The organism is Aquiflexum lacus (assembly GCF_015476655.1).
Classification (GTDB): Bacteria; Bacteroidota; Bacteroidia; order Cytophagales; family Cyclobacteriaceae; genus Aquiflexum; species Aquiflexum lacus.
In genome coordinates this window covers 20668-40746 of the sequence record NZ_JABFHF010000035.1, presented here as the reverse complement: position 1 = coordinate 40746, position 20079 = coordinate 20668, and the positions used below count along the sequence as shown (strand labels likewise).

Sequence of the window (20079 nt, the reverse complement as noted above, 5' to 3'; positions counted from 1 at the left end):
GGTTTTCAATACCCCAAAGGTTTTTATCAGAAAATGCAGTTAAAAGTGTCAAGAATTTTCAGATCGAGACATTTATATTTCCCCCAAAATCTACATCCTTAAATCTAAATTCTAAAATTATTCAACTACCAAGCAATCCCATAATCCTCTCCATTATTACTTGATCCTCCCCAGAAGGTGCCATGTTTCCAATCAAACCAGATTCCATTAAGCGGACCTGAGGTTCGGTCTAAAAAGTCCATTTTATAACCTCGGGTTTTTAAATCACTTCTCACCCATGATGGAACCTGACTATTGAGGGTCAAACCTCCAGGTTTGATTTCATGTGCACCAAAAGATGACTGCATTTGATAACTGTTGATATTGGCTGCTTCTGCAGCCTCCTGAACCGTCATCCCAAATTCAACAATATTCAAGAACATTTGAAGTAAATTTTGGTCTTGGGTATCGGCTCCCTGCACTGCAAAGGAGAGAAATGGCTTTCCGTCTTTCAAGGCCATACTCGGCGTCAGGGTAACCCTTGGCCTTTTGCCCGGCTCGAGCACATTGTATGGATTCATTGTTTCATCAAGCACAAAACTCTGCATCCTTTGACTTAGGCCTATGCCTGTATTACCGGCAATGGCAGCAGGTATCCATCCTCCCGAAGGGGTAATTGAAACTACCCAACCTTCCGCATCGGCAGCTTGGATAGAAGTAGTACCTGCCTTGAGGAAATGATCTAAAAAGGGATCCTCAGGACCTTGAATTGGCAAATCCGGCTGATAGTAAGCCAAAGCATCTTTTCTCTTTTCAAGTAAATGCATGAAGGGATTTTTTTCGCCCTGAAAAGGGTAGGGGTCTCCGGGGCCTATTTCTTCATTGTTTTTTTCACTGATCAATTTTGCCCTTTCTTTGGCATATTCCTTTGACAATAGACCTTTCATAGGGCTTCGGGGTAAAAATTCCGGATCTCCATAGTAAAAGTCCCTGTCCGAAAAAGCTAGGCTCATGGTTTGATAAAGGGTGTTGATGTAATTGGCAGAATTATAACCCATTGACTTTAAGTCAAAGTTCTCTAAGATGTTGAGACTTTGCAGCAATGCAGGGCCTTGAGTCCACTCTTGAAGCTTGTAAACCTCAATACCCTTATAATTTACCATGAGCGGTTCCTCAATCTTGACTTTCCATTTGGCAAGATCTTCCATGGTGAATAGGCCGCCCTGTTCTCTAGTACCTTTGACAATCTCTTCAGCGATATCTCCTTTATAAAATCGCTCATTTGCTGCATAAATCGCCTCCTTTCTGGATTTTCCCTGAGCCAAAGCCTGCTTTTCTGTATCCACCAATTTTTTAAGTGTCTGATAAAGATCTTCCTGCACAAATACTTCCCCAGCAAAGGGGGCCTCTCTTTCTTCACCCAAGTGCGGTAAAAACACTTTTTTAGAATATGGCCATTCTTTGATCAGGTCTTTTCTGCTTTCAATACTGTTGGCTGCTTGGGCTTCAATGGGATATCCTTGAGCCATTTCCATGGCAGGAGCAAGAATTTGTTCCAAACTCATGGTACCATATTCTGCCAGCATGGTCATCAATCCTCCAGGAGTTCCTGGAGTCGTTGCTGCCAAGGGACCGAATTCCGGTGGGTATGGCATATCTTTTCCCTTGAAAAATTCCACAGTAGCACCTGTTGGCGCTATGCCCATGGCATTGATGGCAATCACTTTTCCCGTTTTGGGATTATATATCAGGGCCTGCGTTTCACCTCCCCAACTGAGGACATCCCACATGGTGCATACTGCGGCCAACATGGCGCAAGAAGCATCCACGGCATTTCCACCTTGGTTGAAAATCATGGCTCCTGCTGTAGCTCCTAATGGCTTTCCAGTGATGGCCATCCAATGCTTGCCGTGAAGCGGTGGTTTTTGAGTCTGGGCTTGGTTATAGCCAATCAAACCCAAGCAAAGTAAGTTGATGAAAATTATTTTTTTGATCATGGTCAATTGTCGATTAAGTCAGGTAAAAGCGGTTTAAAACCTTCAAATTTATTGTTATAATGTGTAAACAGATTGAACCAAGTGGAAGGCTCGCGCAAGTTCATATTATTATCCTTAGCAAATACCTCCATTTCTTGGGACTTCTCTCCAAAAATCTGGAAGAACTTTTTCTTTTTCTTTGGTATTTCAAATAAGTTATTGTCTTGTATGTAATAATAGACAAACCGCTTGATGATCTCATCATTTCTGTTTCCCACCATCAGTGCTGCATTGTAATTGGATTCTTTGATAGTTGCTACAGTCCTCCTTACCAAAGGCATTTTACCATCTACCAATACTTCAAAAAATCCGGCAATCGGAACTCCTTCATCCCTAAGATCCATACCATTGACAAAATATCTTGGTACCATGTGTCTTGAATCGACCCAAACGATGTTTCTGATCCTAAAACCTGGAATGGCAGTAGCTTCATCAGAATCTTCGGCCCTCAATTCAAAATTATTGGAATTGATATTGTACCTGACAAAATACCCCTCAATGATTTCATCGTCTTTATAAAGGAGAATTGAAGCTTTATTCCATTTGGTGTCAAGGTAAAAATTCCCAATCAATCGCTTTGGGTCAGGTGGAATTCCGAAGACAGAGTGACCTCCAATGAAATTTGGCCTTTTGCTGAAAAGTTCTGCAACATTTGTAGCCCGAATTGTTTTTTGAAGCGCTTCCCCGGATCCATCTTCATAGCCAAAAGGAAAAAGAGTGATAATCCCAAGGTTAAGGTCTTCGCTTACTGTGATTTGGGATTGATACGATTGGAATCCATTTACCTGGATGTTTAGTATAAATTTTTCTTCAAATACCCCTTCAATTGTAAATACTCCAACATCATTGGAAATACCGGAAAAGGCTGTTTCTTTAAGTGTAATCACCGCACCTGATATAAATTCATCATTTGCGCCGTTTCTTAAAGTCCCCTTGATGGTGTACTGCTGTGCATTCACAGTACTCAAAGCACTTCCAATTCCCAGGGTTATTATTATTAAATTTACGAGAACTTTTATTGAGTTTTTCAAAATGAAACCTCCTTGATTTAATTCTTTAATGCCCAAAAAGAGTATTTGTTTGAAATATGGTACTCTTTTCCTTACATTTATCCGTAATATAATTATTGAATTTCAATATCAGGAATAAAAATCGGATGGAGTTATTTTTTCTTTATTTAATGGGCTGCATTTATGTTTTTGCAGGATTCATGCACTTTGTCAAACCAAGAATGTATATAAGGATAATTCCGCCATACCTTCCGAACCCTAAATTTTTGAATGCCTTAGCTGGTGCTATCGAAATTATTTTGGGTTTAGGATTGTTCTTTGAAAGTACAAGATCTATTTCAGCCATTGGAATAATTTTACTTTTATTGGCAGTTTTTCCCGCTAATATTTATATGTATCAAAAAGGGGCAAAAGGAATACCAAAATGGGCCCTATTGCTTAGATTGCCCCTTCAGTTTGTGTTGATTGCTTGGGCCTATATGTATGTTTAAATAATAAGACATTGAATTTTAATGATTTTAATTTTGAATCAAGCCTTGTGGAAGGTCTTGATGCCATGGGTTTTGACAAACCCACACCGATTCAGGAATTTGCTATACCTTTGATACAACAAGGTAAAGACCTGATTGCCTGTGCTCAAACAGGAACAGGTAAAACCGCCGCCTTCATTCTACCCATCTTGAACAAAATTGCAAGGGAAGGTCAATCAGGTCTAAATACCTTGATTTTAGCACCAACCAGAGAGCTCGCGATTCAGATTGATCAACAGATTCAGGGTTTTGCTTATTTTGTGGGCATCAGTTCTATTCCTGTCTATGGAGGTGGGGATGGAATTGCTTGGGAGCAACAAAAACGTGCCATGGAAGATGGGGCAGAAATTATTGTTGCCACACCGGGAAGATTGATTGCACTATTGGCCGGAGGGAAGATACAGTTCAACAAAATTGAACATCTCATATTGGACGAAGCAGATAGGATGTTGGATATGGGATTCTCAGAAGATATTCTTAAGATCGTCAATTATCTCCCAAAAAACAGGCAGACAGTTTTATTTTCTGCCACCATGCCACCTAAGATCAGACAGTTTTCCAAACAACTTCTCCGTGATCCTGAAGAAATCAGTCTATCGGTTGGGAAAACAGCCGAGGGGGTAACCCAAGGAGCTTACTTGGTATATGATGGACAGAAAGAAGCCCTAGTCCGGGATATTCTTGGCAAGAAGGATTATGAAGCTGTCATCATCTTTGCATCTACAAAAGAGAAAGTAAAAAACCTGTATAAACTACTCAAAAAAGATTTTGAGGTAGAAGCTTTTCATTCTGATCTTGAGCAAGTTGAGCGAGAAAAGATCATGTCAAGGTTTAAGAATAAATCTTTGAAGATTCTTATAGGTACGGACATCATTTCCAGGGGAATTGATGTAGTTGGAATCGAGTTGATCATCAATTACGATACGCCAAATGATCCTGAGGATTATGTCCATCGGGTAGGTAGAACTGCAAGGGCGGACAGCAAAGGTGAAGCCATCACTTTTATCAGTGATAAGGACAAATACAAATTTGTACGCATCGAAGCGCTGATTGGGATGGAGGTTGAAAAATTGCCTTTACCAGATGGTTTTGAAAAAGGTCCGGATTACAAGGGTGGCCATTCCAATCCAGAGAGGAAGGGATTCAATAAGAAAAAGCCATTCAACAAAAACAAGAAGAAAACCCCCAGAGAATCCAATAGCAGTTCCAAGCCTGCTCCAACTGAAAACAAAAGTGTAGGTACTCCCAAAACGAAAATACCTCCAAGAGAGAATACAGCTGATCCTAAAGTCAATTTTCCCCCAAGGGAAAAAAAGGTTGAGACCAAAAAAGATAAAAACACCCCGTTTGGAAAAAGGTCAAATGTAGTGGATGATATCTGATGAATCTGAAAATATACCAAGTTGATGCATTTGCAGAGCAGGTTTTTCAAGGTAATCCTGCGGCTGTGTTGCCTTTACAAGATTGGCTTGAGGATGATCTTTTGCAAAAAATTGCATTGGAAAACAATCTTTCCGAGACCGCATTCTATGTCAAAGAAAAGGGCCAATATGTTTTAAGGTGGTTCACACCTAGTACAGAGGTGGATTTATGTGGGCACGCTACTTTAGCAGCTGCCCATGTATTGTTCAATCATGAAGGCCATAAAGGAGATTTGATCAACTTTTTTTCTCCGAGATCCGGTAAATTGACGGTCAAGAAAATCGGTAATAAAATGAGGATGGATTTTCCAAAGGATGATGTTTCAGCCATTGAATTAAATGATGAACTTCTGAAACCTTTTGATCCAAAGCCATCCAAGGCATTTAAGGGAAAAACCGATTTTGTTCTGATATTTGAAAAGGAAGAAATGATCAAAAACCTCGTATTTGACCTTCATCTTATTTCAAAAATTCAAGCAAGAGGCGTAATCGTAACAGCGCCTGGAAAAACAGTAGATTTTGTCTCTAGATTTTTTGGCCCTCAGGTTGGTGTTCCAGAAGACCCTGTTACCGGGTCAGCACATACCACCTTGACACCTATTTGGTCTGAAAAGCTTGGTAAAACTACTTTAACAGCCATACAGCTTTCGGCCAGAGGAGGCTTTCTAGCATGCGAATTAAAAGAAGATCTTGTAGAAATCAGTGGTCAAGCTGTTACTTATATGCAAGGTGAAATCAGCTTGAAATAAAAAAGGATTTTTCATTGAGAATCCACCATGATGCGATAGACAGATTGGCGATAGTGAGTTAAATGATGGAACGCTGATGACGCATTGTACTGATTGGCGCATATGCATAAATCATTGAAAAACAGATAGATCAGCGTCACCAGCGGTTTGAAAGAAACTCATTTCAAATATTGATTTTAAGCCTATCTTCTAGTTTTCAGGAATTTTATATACAAATGCATTCACGTTCATACCTGCTCCAACCGAAGCAAAGACCAAATTGTCTCCGGCTCTGAATTGGTAACCATTTAGCTCACTTCTGGCAATCTTATCATATAGGATAGGTACTGTAGCAACAGAGTTATTGCCCATTTTGGCTATGATCATGGGCATAATCCCCTCAGGTTTTTCAGTAAGTCCAAAAAGCTTCAGGGTTCTGATCAAAATCGCTTCATCCATTTTGGCATTGGCCTGATGTATCAGTACTTTACTGATATCTTTGATGTCCAAACCTGATTTTTCTATCGTCTGCTTCATCAAAACCGGTACAGTATTCAATGCATATTCATAAAGTTTCCTGCCATTCATTTTAAGAAATAAAGTGTCATCCTTAAAATCAGGATTATAGGAAACATCCATTTTCAACAAATGCGCTTGGGTAAGGGTATCCGTTCTGGTCTTGTGGCAAAGAACTCCAATAGGTTCCCCACTTTCCACTCCTTCCAACACAACTGCCCCGGCGCCATCAGAGTAAATCATGCTGTCAATATCATGTGGATCGATAATCCTCGAAAGTGTTTCGGCACCGATGATCAAGGCTCTTTTTGCATCTCCCGACTTGATAAAATAGTCTGCGTGGATGACACCTTGAACCCAACCTGGACAACCAAAAGGAAGATCATAAGCCACGCAGTCAGGATTCTCAATTTTTAGCAGGTGTTTGACCCTCGAAGCGATGGTAGGAAGAATATCCGTTTTTCGGTTATTGTACAGTATTTCTCCAAAATTTTGAGCTACAATAATATAGTCTAAAGTTTCTGGATCAATCCCTGCATCCTCAATGGCCGCTTTAGCAGCAATAAATGCCATATCTGAGGTATTCAACTCGGGACTTAAATATCTTCTTTCTTCTATTTCCGTTATTTCCTGGAATTTTCGTATGATCGCACTATTCTCTTTGGGGATTTTTTCTCCCTTTTCATTGATGAAATTATTGCTTAAAAAGTCTTCATTCTTTACAATTACATCCGGGAGATATGAACCTGATCCCTTGATTACAGAGTAAATGGACATATAAAATGATTTTGAGACGATGTATTTATTTTGGCACCCAATTAAGTAATAATATTTCAAAAAAAGGTATTCTAATTAAAAAAGAAAAGCCCTGAATTATAACAGGGCTTTTCGGTATTTAAATATTTGGCTGCGGAGTAGTCCGAAGGTAAGGTTTGATTTTAGTATGACCCTTGGGAAACTTTGCAGGAATATCTTCGTCCTTGATGCTCGGAACAATGACCACATCTTCACCATTTTTCCAATCAGCCGGGGTGGCTACAGAGTGGTAAGCTGTTAATTGTAAAGAATCGATGACTCTTAATAACTCATCAAAATTTCTTCCGGTACTTGCAGGATAGGTAAAGATCAGTTTGATTTTTTTGTCATTTCCGATTACAAATACTGACCTTACGGTTGCTTTTTCGCTGGCATTGGGATGAATCATGTCGTAGAGTTCGGCTACTTTCCTGTCCTCGTCCGCTATCAATGGGAAATTGACAGTTGTGTGCTGCGTCTCATTGATATCTTTGATCCATTCTTTATGGTCTGCCAATCCATCCACACTCAATGCCAAAACCTTGACATTTCTTTTATCGAATTCAGATTTCAATTTGGCAACAGCGCCAAGTTCCGTGGTGCAAACAGGAGTATAATCTGCAGGATGTGAAAAAAGGACTCCCCATCCATCTCCTAAATACTCGTGAAAATCAATTTTACCTTCTGTCGTCTCAGCGACAAAATTTGGAGCAATATCTCCTAATCTTAGTGACATAGTAGTTTTGGTTTAAAGTCTATAGAATTTATAGGTTAAATACAAAATGTAAATTGAATTAGTTTCAATGATGAGACTATTAATAATAAAAATTATATCAGAATCCTTTTTGGCGTAATGGTTGTATTTAGAAAGGGCTGATACGGATTAAGATAATGAACAGGAATGTGGCTTTAGCCCATTCAAATATAAATACAGAGTGTAAATAGGCTTTTGCCAAATGAGGTTGGTGAGGTTTAACAGTTATGATTTGAGTCAACTCAAATTCCGGAAAAATAAGGTTCTTTTGAAATAATTTTAATCCGAACAACCCTTCCTAAAATAGGTTTTGATTTTAATATAAATCCAATACATTTAAGCTTATCGTAAATTCAAGAAAAATATGAAGACATATTACAACCCGGAAGACTTAAAAAAATTCGGAAAAATCGGTGAATTCCAAAAATCCATGGCAGATAAATTCTTTGATTACTATGGAGAGGTTTTCAAAGAAGGTGCCTTGACAGCACGTGAAAAGGCTTTGATTGCCCTAGCTGTTGCCCATGCCATCCAATGCCCTTATTGTATTGATGCTTATACAGTTGATTCCATGGAAAAAGGTTGTGATGAAGAACAAATGATGGAAGCAGTACATGTAGCAGCTGCCATCAGAGGCGGGGCCTCATTGGTACATGGCACACAAATGATGAATAAAGTCAAGGAATTATCGATGTGAAAAATACCAATTGTCGTCTCTTTAAACATTTAATCCGTTTACACTTCACAAATGATGTTACTTAATGAAATCTTTAAAAGCACAAAATCACCCTTTGTCAAACTCTCAGTATGAGATAGAGTTGTTGGAGTCCCCTGATTTTGGAATCAGTTTTGTCCAAAAATTGGATGAATCCCAACTGTATCCCCTCAAGCCATTACACATTGAAACCCTGCAGATCAATATGGGGAAAATGTGCAATCAGGTTTGCCAACATTGCCATGTAGATGCCGGTCCTGACAGGAAAGAAATCATGACACGGGAAATCATGGAGGATTGTCTAAAGGTGATCGAAAAAAATAACATCAAATCCGTGGATCTTACAGGAGGTGCACCGGAAATGAATCCTGACTTCCGATGGTTTGTCACTGAAATAAGGAAAATCGGAAAGGATATCAATATCATCGTGAGGTGTAATCTGACCATCATCCTGGCCAACCCCAAATTCCATGACCTCCCGGAATTCTTCAAAAAAAACCGAATAGAAGTAGTTTCATCCCTTCCATATTTTTCTGCAGCAAGGACAGATGCGCAGAGAGGGGACGGGGTATTTGAAAAATCAATCAAAGCATTAAAAATGTTGAATGACGTAGGTTATGGTATCGAAAGAAGTAACCTGATTTTGAATTTGGTCTATAATCCTTCCGGCGCTTTTTTGCCGGGAAGTCAGGAAGGACTTCAGGCGGAGTTCAAAAAGAAATTGGGCAACAACTTCGGGGTAAGTTTCAATGCCTTGTTTACCATTACCAATATCCCCATCAGCAGGTTTCTGGATTATCTGATCCGGAGCGGCAATTATGAAGGATATATGGAGAAACTGATCGAATCATACAATCCCAATGCAGCAGCCAATGTGATGTGCCGTACTTCAATTTCTGTTGGTTGGGATGGGTTTCTATACGATTGCGACTTCAATCAGATGTTGGACCTCAAAGTGGAAACGCCTCAAAGCCAACATATCAGTGATTGGGATAATTTCACTTTGAAGAATAGAAATATTGTAGTCAACCAACATTGCTTTGGTTGTACGGCCGGTGCAGGTTCAAGCTGTGGGGGAGCAACTGCTTAAATTATGAAAAGTAAAAACTCAGAAAATGCCATCATTATTTTTCAGAAAAACCTCATCCACGGAAAAGTAAAAACAAGACTTGCGGCTACTATTGGTGATCAAAAAGCTTTTGAAATTTATAAAGATTTGGTTGCCTTTACCTATAAGCAGTCTATTGGCGTGAAAGATGCTGATATCTGGGTTTTTTTTTCCGACGGTTTTGAAGAAATTGATGAGGGTTTCCAAGAGCATATCACTGCCAAAATGGTTCAGGATGGCGATGATTTAGGTCAAAGAATGCAAAATGCTTTCGCTACTATCTTTAGTATGGGTTATTCGAATGCAGTCTTGATGGGCACTGATTGTCCGGAAATCACCCCTGAAACCATTGAAACAGCGCTGGATTCTCTTGAAAAAAATGAGGTCGTAGTTGGTCCTGCATTGGATGGCGGATATTATCTCATTGGGATGAACAATCTTTACCCACAATTATTTTGGCAGATGCCGTGGAGCACGGAAAATGTTTTTCCATTAACTTTAGAAACCATATATCAAAACAATCTTTCCCACTATCTACTGCCGGTGCTTTCAGATATTGATACAGAAGAAGATTGGTTGAAATTTGAATCTTTGATTTCAGAAAATAATTGAGGGTTGGCCTATGAACAAACAACAAATCAGGTTATCGTTTATTGTCATTGCATTTTTTATTTTTCAATCTGGAATGGTTTTAGGTCAGGAAGAGGTCAAGTATGATATCAGTGTGGCCGGAATATCCATTGGGGAAATGACCGCAGTCAAAAAGAAAGTAGGACAAAAAACATATTATGATATCAAAAGTGAAGTGAGTTTTTGGTTTTTTGGAAAAATCAATTTGGACTATTTGGTAAAGGCTGAATACCTGGAAAAGCAATTGATCAAGGCGGATGCCCAATCCAAAACCAATAGAGGTGATTTCAGAACTTTGATTCAATGGAATAAGGATCATTATAACGTGGATGCCAAAAATTACAAATACGAAAACAACAAACCAATTGGTAAGCCCTTGTATTTCAGTTCAGCTGTTTTTTTCTTTGAAGAACCTCTTAATACCAGAGAGTTTATGGCGGAAGGATATGGATTGGTTGCTACTATCAAAAAAGTCAAAGATTATTACGAGGCTGATGTCAATGGAAACAAAAACAAATACTACTATGTCAACGGGATTCTTGACAAGGCAGTGATGTACAGTCCGATCAAAAATTATGTGGTCAAAAGAAAATGATCATCTGTGAAACTGAGTATCATCATACCGATTTTAAATGAGTCAGAGAACTTAAAGGAATTAATTCCATTTTTTATCAATCACGAGAAGAAAGAAGAGTTAGAAGTTATTGTGGTGGATGGGGGCAGTCAGGACGATTCTGTTGAGTTAGCTTTAGGTATGGGTGTGAAAGTTGTCAAGTCCGAAGTTTGTTCCAGAGCTTGCCAGATGAATTTAGGTGTCATTCAGTCCAAAGGAGAAATCCTTTATTTTGTGCATGCCGATACAAGAGTACTCCCCTCGTTTTTTGATGATATAGTCCAGGCAATAAACAGCGGATTACCAGCAGGTTGTTATGCCTATTCCTTTGATTCAGATAGCCGACTTCTAAAGTTAAATTCCTGGTTTACCCAATTCAATGGACTCTTATCAGGCGGTGGAGATCAGACCTTGTTTATCAAAAGAGAAGTCTTTGAGGAATTAAAAGGTTTTGATGAATATTATTGCATCATGGAGGATTTTGAATTGGTGAGAAGGTTGAAAAAAAAGTACGGTTTCTATGTCATTCCCAAAAAAATCACTGTTTCTGCCAGAAAATATGAAAGCAATTCCTGGATTAGGGTTCAAATGGCCAACTTGATTGTTTTTGCACTCTTTTTTTTAAACGCCCCGCCCTCAAACCTCAAAGAGTTATATTCCAGACTTTTGGTATATAGATAAAAAAAAAGAACCGCAAAACGGTTCATTTTTTATATCATCAATACCTATGAGAAAAATTTACTGAGACAAAGGTATCATACTCTATTTTTTGTTTGGTTAAGGGAATGTGAAGTTAAAATCATTAAATCGTCTTTTTAATTTGAGAGATATTTTTTGTTATTGATATAAGCTCTGCTACGACAGACAGGTTTGCGATATAAATTGAAATAGGCGATATAATTTCCCATCATCAAACCTGAATGGCAAAATACAGCGGTAGATGAGGAAATTATTTCAACTTTATATCCATCATATTTCAACTTTATATCTATTTTTCAACATCTATTTTTTTAATATCTCCACATTCTTCAAAATATCCATCGCAAACAAACTCATGGCCTTTACGCCAGTCTTAATGGTGGGTTCAGGTAGAGGAGCGAAGTAGGGAGAGTGCAGTCCGGGTATTTCTAATCCTTCTATTTCAGCTTTTTCCAAAAATTCAGGATCTGAAGCTCCCAAGTAAAACATCGTGATGGGAATATTCCTTTCCTGCATACCAAAACGGCTGAAATCTTCTCCGATCATCTGGGCTTGCACTTCTTTGACTTTGTCTGCACCTATATTGTTCGTAAAAACATCCACCATCTGTCGGGTGAGTTCATTATCATTGATAAGGGCAGGTGTATGGGGATGTCGGATCCAATAGGTCGGCATTTTTTCCTCTGATAACCCTGCTGCTCTGGCATATTGCTCACTGATGCGTTTGATGCTGCTGACCATTTCTTCCCTTACCTCGGGTGAATAAGAACGCAGAGTCAATTGCATCACCACCTCATCAGGAATAATATTGTGGACAGTACCACCATGGATCGATCCAACAGTAACCACAGCAGGATCAATTGGCGCAATCCTTCTGCTGACTATGGTTTGATAAGCCTGTATCATTTGCGCGCTCAAGACGATCGGATCAATGCCTTTATGTGGAGCTGCCCCATGCGCACCTTCACCATACACTGTCACATTCATCATATCCACCCCTGCCATCAATGGGCCTGATTTGTACCCCAACATTCCTGCTGGCAAAAAAGGATCATCATGTAACGCAATCGCATAATCAGGGTGGGGGAAGCGTTCGTACAAACCGTCGTTCATCATATTCCATGCACCCATTCCGTTTTCTTCTGCAGGCTGACCTACCATCAAAAGCGTTCCCCTCCAAGCATGTTTGTATTCCACCATCATTTTGGCGGTTCCCACAAAAACACTCATATGGATATCATGCCCACAGGAATGGGTAATGTAGGTTTCTTTACCGTCATTGGAAATTCCTTTTTTGGTAGAAGCATAGGGAAGTCCCGTTTTTTCTTCCATAGGTAAGGCATCCATATCAGTTCGTATGAGAAGGACAGGACCTGCACCGTTTTCCAGTACCCCGACGACTCCATAGCCTCCGATATTTTCAGTTACCTCGTATCCCAAAGATTTCAATTCTTTGGCTATTCTGGCAGAAGTTTCTTTTTCTTGTAGGGACAATTCAGGGTTTAGATGTAGTGCTTTATAGAGTTGATCCAATTCAGGATAGATTTTATCAATAAAATTATCCACAGATTGGGAAAATCCTGGCTTTGGAAATATGGCGATCAGGAAAAAAAGGCAAAGGGAAAACAGGGAAACTTTCATAAACTTCTTGCATTTTACTTTTTCAAATAACGCAAATAATTCCATTTTTAGGGGTATTGATTGGATATTTGATTTTAGTATGTTCAATCTAATATTCATGATTTGGATTTACTAAACCTTAAACTTTAAACAAGTTCTATTTTGAAGGTGCGGGGAGGAATGACGGCGGACCGGGCCGGCCAGGGCCTTGCGGGCTGATAGGATTCCGCCGTCTTGACTTTTTTGGCTACTTTTTTTGTCAATGCCTGCCCCGAATCTTTCGGGGAAAAAAAGTAGCTTTATAATTAATCTTTGAAAAATTACTTTGGGTTAAGAATCCTTTTAATAATAATGATGGTAAGATTAACCATTCGAATACACTTAAAAATCTATCATTAACTCTAACCTTTCTTAGCCATATTATGAAAAACCAAGAGAAATAAGACGTAAATTTTATGCCGATTATAGAAAAATCAACGTATGGTACGCCCCCAAGAATACTCTTTAATGGACATTTTGAAACCATTATTCCCAGCATCTTTAGGAAAGTTATTGGCATTCAATATCAGCGGGAAAGAATAAATACACCAGATCAAGACTTTTTGGATTTGGATTGGTCAAAGGTGGGGAGTGACAAACTCCTGATCATCAGCCATGGATTGGAGGGGAGTTCCGAAAGACATTATGCCCGTGGTTTGGCTAAACTGTTCAATCAAAACGGATATGATGTATTGGCATGGAACAACAGGACTTGTGGGGGTGAAATGAATCTTCAACCCATCATGTACCATCATGGTGCCTCCTATGATTTGAAAACCGTGATTGATCATGTGGAAAAAACCAAAAATTACGATGCCTATTATCTGGCAGGCATCAGCATGGGCGGTGCACAAACCTTGAAATACTTGGGAGAAAATGGACTTGACCTAAATTCAAAAATCAGAAAAGCAGCGGTTTATTCCACTCCCTGCAACTTACCCGATTCTGCAGCTACTTTAAAAGAAAAAAGGAATGCTTTTTATAAAAAACGATTTCTTGGAAAACTGAAGGCAAAAATGTTTTTGAAGGGACAACAGTTTCCCGGTTTGGTGGATTTGGATTTACTGAAGACGGTTAAGGAGTTTGATACATTTGATAGCCATTTTACAGCCAAAATCCATGGATTCAAAGACGGGAATGATTTTTACCATTCAGTCAGTGCGGACAATTGGATGAAGGCTATTCAGATTCCAACCCTGATCATCAATGCCCTCAATGACCCCTTATTGATGGACAGATGCTACCCCATCGATTTGGCCAGAAACCACCCACAGCTATTTCTCGAAATGCCCAATAGGGGCGGGCATACGGGATTTATGGTCAAGGGGCAGGAGTTTACATGGGCGGAGTATAGGTTTTTGGAGTTTTTGAAAGAGACTTGAGATGTGAGATGTGAGACGTGAGACTTGAGATATGGGACCTCACTAGCGGAAGGTCGGCTTAAAAATGACAGATTTTTAGAAAAAAATGCGGTTAGATAAACCAAACCGAAATAAAGTGCGACATGAACCTTTCCTTGTCACTTCGACGTCAGGTCTTGTCCGCCGTGGCGGAAGAAGTCTGTTGCCTAAGGATTTACTTTTCTCCTTATTAATTATGTATAATGTTAATCCTTGAAAACATTCGTAACTATTTTCAAGGCCATAAAAAAAACGATGGCCCAAAGGACCATCGCTAATTAATAACTATTACCCAATCAATTTTCGGCCTAAACCGAAAAAGAAACCTTTATATTTTTAGATAACATAGATTTTTATTTAATTGTTAACGGATACTTGAAATTAAAGATTCTGTTTCGTTCCTTAAAAAACGTTAAATCATATATTAAAAAAACTGAAAATTTTTAGCTGAAGTTGGCATGCTTTGAGAACATCTTCACCACCTTATTATCCAATTCCATTTTCTCCATTTCCTTTATAAATAGTTGTTGGTAAAACATTCTTCCGTTATCCTAATTAAGTGCATTGGAAGCTGCCGCAAAAATGGGGGGGGGGAAGAGGGGTAATTCCCAAGCGGGGAGGGGGTACTTCGGAAGTACCCCTCTCCACTTCATAACCCCATCGTTGAACCCTTTTTCTCCGACATTGGACCTATTTACCCCATCGTTGGACCTTTTTGCTCCGACCTTGGACCATTTTGCTCCGACGTTGAACCTATTTACTACGACGTTGAACCTTTTTGCTCCGGCTTTTGTCCTTTTTACTCCATCGTTGGACCTTTTTACTCCGACGTTGGACCTATTTGCTCAGACGTTGCACCTTTTTGCACCATACTTGCGCCTCTGAAGTGCGACAATTGGGTTCGGAAGTACCCCAACGGATTTTTTTGGTAGTAATAAAATCGAGCCAGTCTGACCGGCTTCATTTCACGTTTCAGTCTAAATTGTATTGTGAAACTTCACCTTTTCTGTTTCACAGTATTTCTAAGCTCATTTTCACCAACTTTCAAAGCAGCACCTTTCAGAGACAAAGAATATGTAATAAACATAACTTGTTTCTCATGTTGCGTAACGCATTTTTATTCCAAGTTGTCCACCTTTACTAGATTGTGAAAATTCTTAAAAAGACAGGCACATGACAATTAAGGAAATCAAAGAAGAACTGAAAACGGCTGACAATCCTGTAGCTAAGTCCCTGCATCATGGCAAAGGTTTCAAAGTCCTTATCATAGGGTTCAGGAAAGGCATGATTTTAAAAGAACATAAAGCGCACATACAGTCAAAATTAACTGTTTTGGAAGGTGCCGTCATATACAAGGAAGCATACAAAAATATGGAGCTTAGACAATATGACGAAGTTGAAATTCCGATTGAAATAACACATGCTGTTGAGGCAATTGAAGACAGTCTTTGTATTTTGTCCCAAGGCGAATAATGACCAACTCAGTAGCTTCTTACTTTTTATATTCATAATCATAAGGTAATTTTATAAAAGCTTCCTGGCAGAGCAGTAGTTAGGCCATGGTCAATCGAAATTTTAAAAATGAAAAATCAAAAAATAGCATATTCTATTTTAGAACTAGCTCTTGTCCCGCAAGGTGCTACCATTAAGCAGACACTGAATAATTCCCTGGCATTGGCTAAGGAAGCTGAAGCCTTAAACTACAAGCGGTTTTGGTTTGCGGAGCATCACAATGCTGAACATATTGGTAGCAGTGCTACTTCCATCCTCATCGGTTATGTGGCAGAAAACACCAATACCATTAGGGTAGGGTCAGGTGGTGTGATGCTTCCCAATCACTCTCCTTTAATCATAGCCGAACAGTTTGGAACCTTGGCGCATTTATATCCCAACAGAATTGATTTAGGGCTAGGAAGAGCTCCCGGGACTGATCAGCAAACAGCGCAGGCCATAAGATCCGATTTTATGCAGGCTGCACATTCATTTCCACAGGAAATCGATAAGATACAGAGATACTTTTCCAAAGAAAATAAGCATTCAAAAGTAAGGGCTACCCTAGCTGAGGGCACGGATGTACCGCTTTACATATTAGGCTCCAGTACAGATAGTGCGCATCTGGCAGCAAAAAAAGGTTTGCCTTATGCTTTTGCCAGTCATTTTGCGGCAACCCATTTGTTCAATGCATTCAAAATTTATCACGATGAATTTCAGCCTTCTGAATTTCTGAAAGAACCATATACCCTTGCCGGTATAAATGTTTTTGTAGCGGATACCGATGAAGAAGCTGAAAAATTATTTACCACCTTGATCAGGATGTTTTTTGGTGTATTGACAGGAGAAAGGAAACCGCTACAACCCCCGACGGAAATGAACCGGGAATTGAAGGAAATCATGAACCATCCTTCTATGCAACCATTCCTGAAATATTCTTTTGTAGGAAGCAAGAAAACGGTAAAAAAGCAAATAATGGAATTTGTTGCAAAAACAGGGGTGAATGAACTCATCGCAGTATCTACCATGTATGCCTTAGAGGACCGGATTAAATCAACAAAATTATTTGGAGACTTAATGATGGAAATAAATGAGCAGGTCAAGGAACCAAATCGATTACGCTTGAAGCAAAATCATTGATACTGAATTCTCCCTTGGGCGTATAGCCAAGCCGGACGATTACCAGATCCTTTGAAGGAATCACCAAAATCCATTGCCCTTCAAATCCCCCTGCGTAAAATGCATCATTGGGCAGTTTGGATAGCAATTTTTCTTCCGGGTTGTTGGCGTTGCCGGCATTGAGCCACCATTGTGCTCCATATTCACCCATTGGAGCGGCAGCTGTTGGTGTGGTGGCGAATTCCACCCATTCTTCCGACAGGATCTGTTCGCTAAGCCAATTTCCTTTTTCCAACATCAATAACCCCAATCTCGCATAATCCCTTCCAGGCCCAAAGACAAAAGAAGACCCAACGAAGGTTCCTGAAGCATCTTTTTCCATAACAGTGTTGTGCATGCCTATTTTGTAAAACAAACCTTCATAGGGTAGGCGTTGGTATTTTTTTTCCCCAAGTTGATTGCGTAATATTTTGGAAATGATATTGGTCGTGCCGCTGGAATAATAGAAGTAAGTTCCGGGCTCATATTTCAATGGTTTAGCGGCAGCGATAGCGGGGGCATCAGGCTTCAGGAAAAGCATATTTGTTGCATCGGAAACCCCACCATAATCTTCTACCCAATCCAGACCATTGGTGGCCTGCAGCATGTTTTTTAGGTTTATAGCTTCCCTTTCATCTGTCCAATCCGGAAGCAAGCCGTTTTGATCCAAATTGAAGACACCCTTGTCCACTTGCAAACCCACCAAGTTGCTGATAATACTCTTTCCCATGGACCAACTGGTATGTTTGGTCTTGACATGATGGTCATTGCCGTAGCCTTCAGCAACCAATTGCCCTTTGTGCAGGACGACAATCATGTGGGTCAGATGGGTCTTTTTGACTGAGTCTTCAAATTCGATATCGATCAAATCCTGGATTTTCCGGTATTGGGGTAGGTTTAGGGTGGAATCGTTGAGTTTGTTACCGTTTGGCCAACTCACGGTATCCTGACTCCAAGTGGGCTTGGGTACCTCATAATATGCTTGACTTCTGACTTCCGATTCATCCATCCCGGATAATAAAGTACAGCCTTGTCCATCACGGTAGATGGCTACCCTTTGAGCCAATCCAAAAACACTTCCTGTTACTTTTTTTCCTTCCCGGTCCACTTCAAAATCCCCTAAATTGATCGGGAAAGCCCGCAATTCCTGACTCATCACCGAGCTTTCGTCCCGCTCCGCAAGGAAAATACAACTGCACATGATCTTGGAACCATATGAACTGATCAAAGGAAATGATTTCCAGGCATAGTCGATTCCGTAGCCTAATCCTGCCAAGAGGATTAGCAGAATTGAATAAAGGATTTTCTTTTTCATTAGGATGTTGGTGGGGATGAGGACGAGGGTGATTTTATGATAAAAAGAGAAATTTTAAATTTTACCTAAATGTAAATTTTATTCAAATTGACTGATCAAAAATCAGTAAAAAATGTTCAAAATTTCCTGGGATATTATTCCTATCTCATTTCGACCTTATATCAACTGTATTTCGAAACAATACCAAAAAATATCCAATATCAATCAATATCAATTATTTACAAATCAAATTCCAAACTAACTCTGTTCAACATGAGTATAGCGATAACCGAAAATTTACAATTACCCCAAATCAATATCTGTACCCTCTCTAGCAAAATCAAAATTTTCAAATTCGAAATCCTTTTGCTTTAATTTAGAAAAAATAATATCAAGCTGTTCATCGGTGCGTGAGGGATCGTGATGGAAAAACAAGAGGCGTTTCACCTCTGCAACAGCTGCAAATTTGATGGCATCTTCCATACTTGAATGTCCCCAACCGATTTTTTCCTTGTACTCATAGCCAGTATATTGAGCATCGTGAAGAAGCAAATCAGCTTTATCTGCTATATCAAATCCCGAAATCCATTTCTTATCTTCAATCATCCCTGAAAGACCTAAAGCCTGTTCATGGTCAGGAATATATGCCAGAACAGCATTTTTTCCTGTGATTCGATATCCTACGGTTGGTCCCGGATGAATCACATACTTGGATTCGATTGAAAATGGTCCAATCTGAAAACTACTTTTAGAGATATCATGGAGGAATAATTTGCAGGGAAGGTCCCGCATCATTACCGGGAAGAAGGGTGGTGAAAGAAACCTGTTCAACCTGGAATTTAGACTCTGTGTGGAACTTTCTGGAGCCCATATATGAACTTCCTTAGAAGGATCAAACAACGATCCAAAAAAACCAAGACCTTGTATATGATCAAAGTGAAGATGGGTGAGCAAAATATCAATTCTATTGGTCGGCTTTTGGGGTAAAGTGACTTTTTGCAAACCCGAACCAGCATCCAAGATGATCATCCAATCATCTTCAAGCAAAGTGACACAGGCTGTATTGCCTCCATAATAGGAGGTTTCGGAACCTGCTGTGGGAATTGAACCCCTAACTCCTTTTATAGAAACTTTCATGTATCTTTTGTTTCCCAGAAAATGGCTACAGCACCAAGAAATTTACCCATACGACCGATAATGGGATAGGAGGTAACAGATATTTTTTCAATTTTCCCCGTCAGACTTTCGATCCAAAAAACCCGGTGATGTGGAAGTTGGTCATTTAAGGTTTGCACCAAAGGCAGTCCTTCCGGAGCCAATGGATTTCTCTCTTCGTCCAATGGTTTGAATATAGTGGACCAGGTTTCTACTTTCATTTCTCCTGTTTCACCATAACGCGTTCCCAAGATCAATTCTGCTGGTTCATTGTAAAAAATTAAATTACCAATCGTATCGGTGATAAATACCGGAAGGGAAAGGCAATCTGCCAATTGACGGTTAAGAATGATTTCTATTTCATGTGATGCCATTTTTAGAGAGGGAT

At 39.6% G+C, this 20079-nt stretch carries 19 protein-coding genes; 11 read left to right on the top strand and 8 right to left on the bottom strand.

Annotation, left to right across the window (positions count from 1 at the left end):
• Positions 1-125: 125 nt before the first annotated feature.
• Positions 126-1976: a gamma-glutamyltransferase family protein gene (locus HMJ38_RS22300; protein WP_194976660.1), complete on the bottom strand. Its 1851-nt coding sequence runs from the start codon at positions 1974-1976 to the stop codon at positions 126-128.
• 2 nt (positions 1977-1978) lie between these two features.
• A complete protein-coding gene (locus tag HMJ38_RS22295) occupies positions 1979-2974 on the bottom strand; it encodes a carboxypeptidase-like regulatory domain-containing protein (protein WP_317174585.1) in 996 nt (331 codons plus the stop codon).
• A gap of 197 nt (positions 2975-3171) precedes the next feature.
• Between HMJ38_RS22295 and HMJ38_RS22290 the strand changes: the two genes are divergently transcribed.
• Genes HMJ38_RS22290 through HMJ38_RS22280 form a run of 3 tightly spaced genes read left to right on the top strand, consistent with a single transcriptional unit; the run spans position 3172 to position 5725 of the window.
• Positions 3172-3516, top strand: a complete 345-nt coding sequence (locus HMJ38_RS22290; protein ID WP_194976658.1) for a DoxX family protein — start codon at positions 3172-3174, stop codon at positions 3514-3516.
• Between the two features lie 11 nt (positions 3517-3527).
• Positions 3528-4937 carry a DEAD/DEAH box helicase gene (locus tag HMJ38_RS22285; protein ID WP_194976657.1) on the top strand — a complete coding sequence of 470 codons (1410 nt, stop codon included), beginning with the start codon at positions 3528-3530 and terminating at the stop codon, positions 4935-4937.
• Complete coding sequence (locus tag HMJ38_RS22280) at positions 4937-5725, top strand: PhzF family phenazine biosynthesis protein (protein ID WP_194976656.1); 789 nt, start codon at positions 4937-4939, stop codon at positions 5723-5725. The genes HMJ38_RS22285 and HMJ38_RS22280 overlap by 1 nt, the downstream gene beginning before the upstream one ends.
• Positions 5726-5914: 189 nt before the next feature.
• On the opposite strand, the gene HMJ38_RS22275 is transcribed toward HMJ38_RS22280, so the two are convergent.
• Both HMJ38_RS22275 and HMJ38_RS22270 read right to left on the bottom strand, forming a co-directional pair.
• Entirely contained in the window at positions 5915-6997 is a 1083-nt protein-coding gene (locus HMJ38_RS22275; RefSeq protein WP_194976655.1) for a 3-oxoacyl-ACP synthase III family protein, read from the bottom strand.
• 118 nt (positions 6998-7115) lie between these two features.
• Positions 7116-7751 carry a peroxiredoxin gene (locus HMJ38_RS22270; protein ID WP_194976654.1) on the bottom strand — a complete coding sequence of 212 codons (636 nt, stop codon included), beginning with the start codon at positions 7749-7751 and terminating at the stop codon, positions 7116-7118.
• A gap of 382 nt (positions 7752-8133) precedes the next feature.
• Between HMJ38_RS22270 and HMJ38_RS22265 the strand changes: the two genes are divergently transcribed.
• From HMJ38_RS22265 to HMJ38_RS22245, 5 genes are all read left to right on the top strand, one after another.
• Positions 8134-8466: an arsenosugar biosynthesis-associated peroxidase-like protein gene (locus tag HMJ38_RS22265; RefSeq protein ID WP_194976653.1), complete on the top strand. Its 333-nt coding sequence runs from the start codon at positions 8134-8136 to the stop codon at positions 8464-8466.
• A 64-nt stretch (positions 8467-8530) separates the two neighbouring features.
• On the top strand, positions 8531-9574 hold the full coding sequence (arsS, locus tag HMJ38_RS22260) for an arsenosugar biosynthesis radical SAM (seleno)protein ArsS (protein ID WP_194976652.1): 1044 nt from the start codon (positions 8531-8533) through the stop codon (positions 9572-9574).
• Between the two features lie 3 nt (positions 9575-9577).
• A complete protein-coding gene (locus HMJ38_RS22255) occupies positions 9578-10204 on the top strand; it encodes a TIGR04282 family arsenosugar biosynthesis glycosyltransferase (protein WP_194976651.1) in 627 nt (208 codons plus the stop codon).
• Between the two features lie 10 nt (positions 10205-10214).
• Entirely contained in the window at positions 10215-10817 is a 603-nt protein-coding gene (locus HMJ38_RS22250) for a DUF6134 family protein (protein ID WP_228780210.1), read from the top strand.
• Between the two features lie 6 nt (positions 10818-10823).
• On the top strand, positions 10824-11516 hold the full coding sequence (locus tag HMJ38_RS22245; protein WP_194976650.1) for a TIGR04283 family arsenosugar biosynthesis glycosyltransferase: 693 nt from the start codon (positions 10824-10826) through the stop codon (positions 11514-11516).
• 321 nt (positions 11517-11837) lie between these two features.
• Here HMJ38_RS22245 and HMJ38_RS22240 read toward each other — a convergent pair whose 3' ends face one another.
• Positions 11838-13175: an amidohydrolase gene (locus HMJ38_RS22240; protein WP_194976649.1), complete on the bottom strand. Its 1338-nt coding sequence runs from the start codon at positions 13173-13175 to the stop codon at positions 11838-11840.
• Positions 13176-13609: 434 nt separating this feature from the next.
• Between HMJ38_RS22240 and HMJ38_RS22235 the strand changes: the two genes are divergently transcribed.
• The 3 genes from HMJ38_RS22235 to HMJ38_RS22225 all read left to right on the top strand — a co-directional run bounded on the left by HMJ38_RS22235 (position 13610) and on the right by HMJ38_RS22225 (position 17224).
• A complete protein-coding gene (locus HMJ38_RS22235; RefSeq protein WP_194976648.1) occupies positions 13610-14575 on the top strand; it encodes a YheT family hydrolase in 966 nt (321 codons plus the stop codon).
• A gap of 1191 nt (positions 14576-15766) precedes the next feature.
• The gene (locus HMJ38_RS22230) at positions 15767-16066 is read left to right on the top strand and encodes a cupin domain-containing protein (RefSeq protein WP_194976647.1); all 300 of its coding nucleotides are present in this window, start codon (positions 15767-15769) and stop codon (positions 16064-16066) included.
• A 108-nt stretch (positions 16067-16174) separates the two neighbouring features.
• The gene (locus HMJ38_RS22225) at positions 16175-17224 is read left to right on the top strand and encodes an LLM class flavin-dependent oxidoreductase (protein ID WP_194976646.1); all 1050 of its coding nucleotides are present in this window, start codon (positions 16175-16177) and stop codon (positions 17222-17224) included.
• Here HMJ38_RS22225 and HMJ38_RS22220 read toward each other — a convergent pair.
• The 3 genes from HMJ38_RS22220 to HMJ38_RS22210 all read right to left on the bottom strand — a co-directional run bounded on the left by HMJ38_RS22220 (position 17184) and on the right by HMJ38_RS22210 (position 20065).
• Positions 17184-18557, bottom strand: coding sequence for a serine hydrolase domain-containing protein (locus tag HMJ38_RS22220; RefSeq protein WP_194976645.1), 1374 nt, complete (start codon positions 18555-18557; stop codon positions 17184-17186). The two genes, HMJ38_RS22225 and HMJ38_RS22220, sit on opposite strands and share 41 nt — an antisense overlap.
• A gap of 282 nt (positions 18558-18839) precedes the next feature.
• Complete coding sequence (locus tag HMJ38_RS22215) at positions 18840-19673, bottom strand: MBL fold metallo-hydrolase (protein WP_194976644.1); 834 nt, start codon at positions 19671-19673, stop codon at positions 18840-18842.
• Positions 19670-20065 carry a transcriptional regulator gene (locus HMJ38_RS22210; protein WP_194976643.1) on the bottom strand — a complete coding sequence of 132 codons (396 nt, stop codon included), beginning with the start codon at positions 20063-20065 and terminating at the stop codon, positions 19670-19672. The genes HMJ38_RS22215 and HMJ38_RS22210 overlap by 4 nt, the downstream gene beginning before the upstream one ends.
• Positions 20066-20079: the final 14 nt, after the last annotated feature.

Excerpts from the sequence above, each read along its gene's own strand:
- HMJ38_RS22240 (WP_194976649.1), bottom strand. The coding sequence starts at position 13,175 with ATGAAAGTTTCCCTGTTTTCCCTTTGCCTTTTTTTCCTGATCGCCATA.
- HMJ38_RS22225 (WP_194976646.1), top strand. The coding sequence starts at position 16,175 with ATGAAAAATCAAAAAATAGCATATTCTATTTTAGAACTAGCTCTTGTC.
- HMJ38_RS22280 (WP_194976656.1), top strand. The coding sequence starts at position 4,937 with ATGAATCTGAAAATATACCAAGTTGATGCATTTGCAGAGCAGGTTTTT.
- HMJ38_RS22220 (WP_194976645.1), bottom strand. The coding sequence starts at position 18,557 with ATGAAAAAGAAAATCCTTTATTCAATTCTGCTAATCCTCTTGGCAGGA.
- HMJ38_RS22250 (WP_228780210.1), top strand. The coding sequence starts at position 10,215 with ATGAACAAACAACAAATCAGGTTATCGTTTATTGTCATTGCATTTTTT.
- HMJ38_RS22230 (WP_194976647.1), top strand. The coding sequence starts at position 15,767 with ATGACAATTAAGGAAATCAAAGAAGAACTGAAAACGGCTGACAATCCT.
- HMJ38_RS22210 (WP_194976643.1), bottom strand. The coding sequence starts at position 20,065 with ATGGCATCACATGAAATAGAAATCATTCTTAACCGTCAATTGGCAGAT.
- arsS (WP_194976652.1), top strand. The coding sequence starts at position 8,531 with ATGAAATCTTTAAAAGCACAAAATCACCCTTTGTCAAACTCTCAGTAT.
- HMJ38_RS22235 (WP_194976648.1), top strand. The coding sequence starts at position 13,610 with ATGCCGATTATAGAAAAATCAACGTATGGTACGCCCCCAAGAATACTC.
- HMJ38_RS22300 (WP_194976660.1), bottom strand. The coding sequence starts at position 1,976 with ATGATCAAAAAAATAATTTTCATCAACTTACTTTGCTTGGGTTTGATT.
- HMJ38_RS22270 (WP_194976654.1), bottom strand. The coding sequence starts at position 7,751 with ATGTCACTAAGATTAGGAGATATTGCTCCAAATTTTGTCGCTGAGACG.
- HMJ38_RS22215 (WP_194976644.1), bottom strand. The coding sequence starts at position 19,673 with ATGAAAGTTTCTATAAAAGGAGTTAGGGGTTCAATTCCCACAGCAGGT.
- HMJ38_RS22275 (WP_194976655.1), bottom strand. The coding sequence starts at position 6,997 with ATGTCCATTTACTCTGTAATCAAGGGATCAGGTTCATATCTCCCGGAT.
- HMJ38_RS22255 (WP_194976651.1), top strand. The coding sequence starts at position 9,578 with ATGAAAAGTAAAAACTCAGAAAATGCCATCATTATTTTTCAGAAAAAC.
- HMJ38_RS22265 (WP_194976653.1), top strand. The coding sequence starts at position 8,134 with ATGAAGACATATTACAACCCGGAAGACTTAAAAAAATTCGGAAAAATC.
- HMJ38_RS22290 (WP_194976658.1), top strand. The coding sequence starts at position 3,172 with ATGGAGTTATTTTTTCTTTATTTAATGGGCTGCATTTATGTTTTTGCA.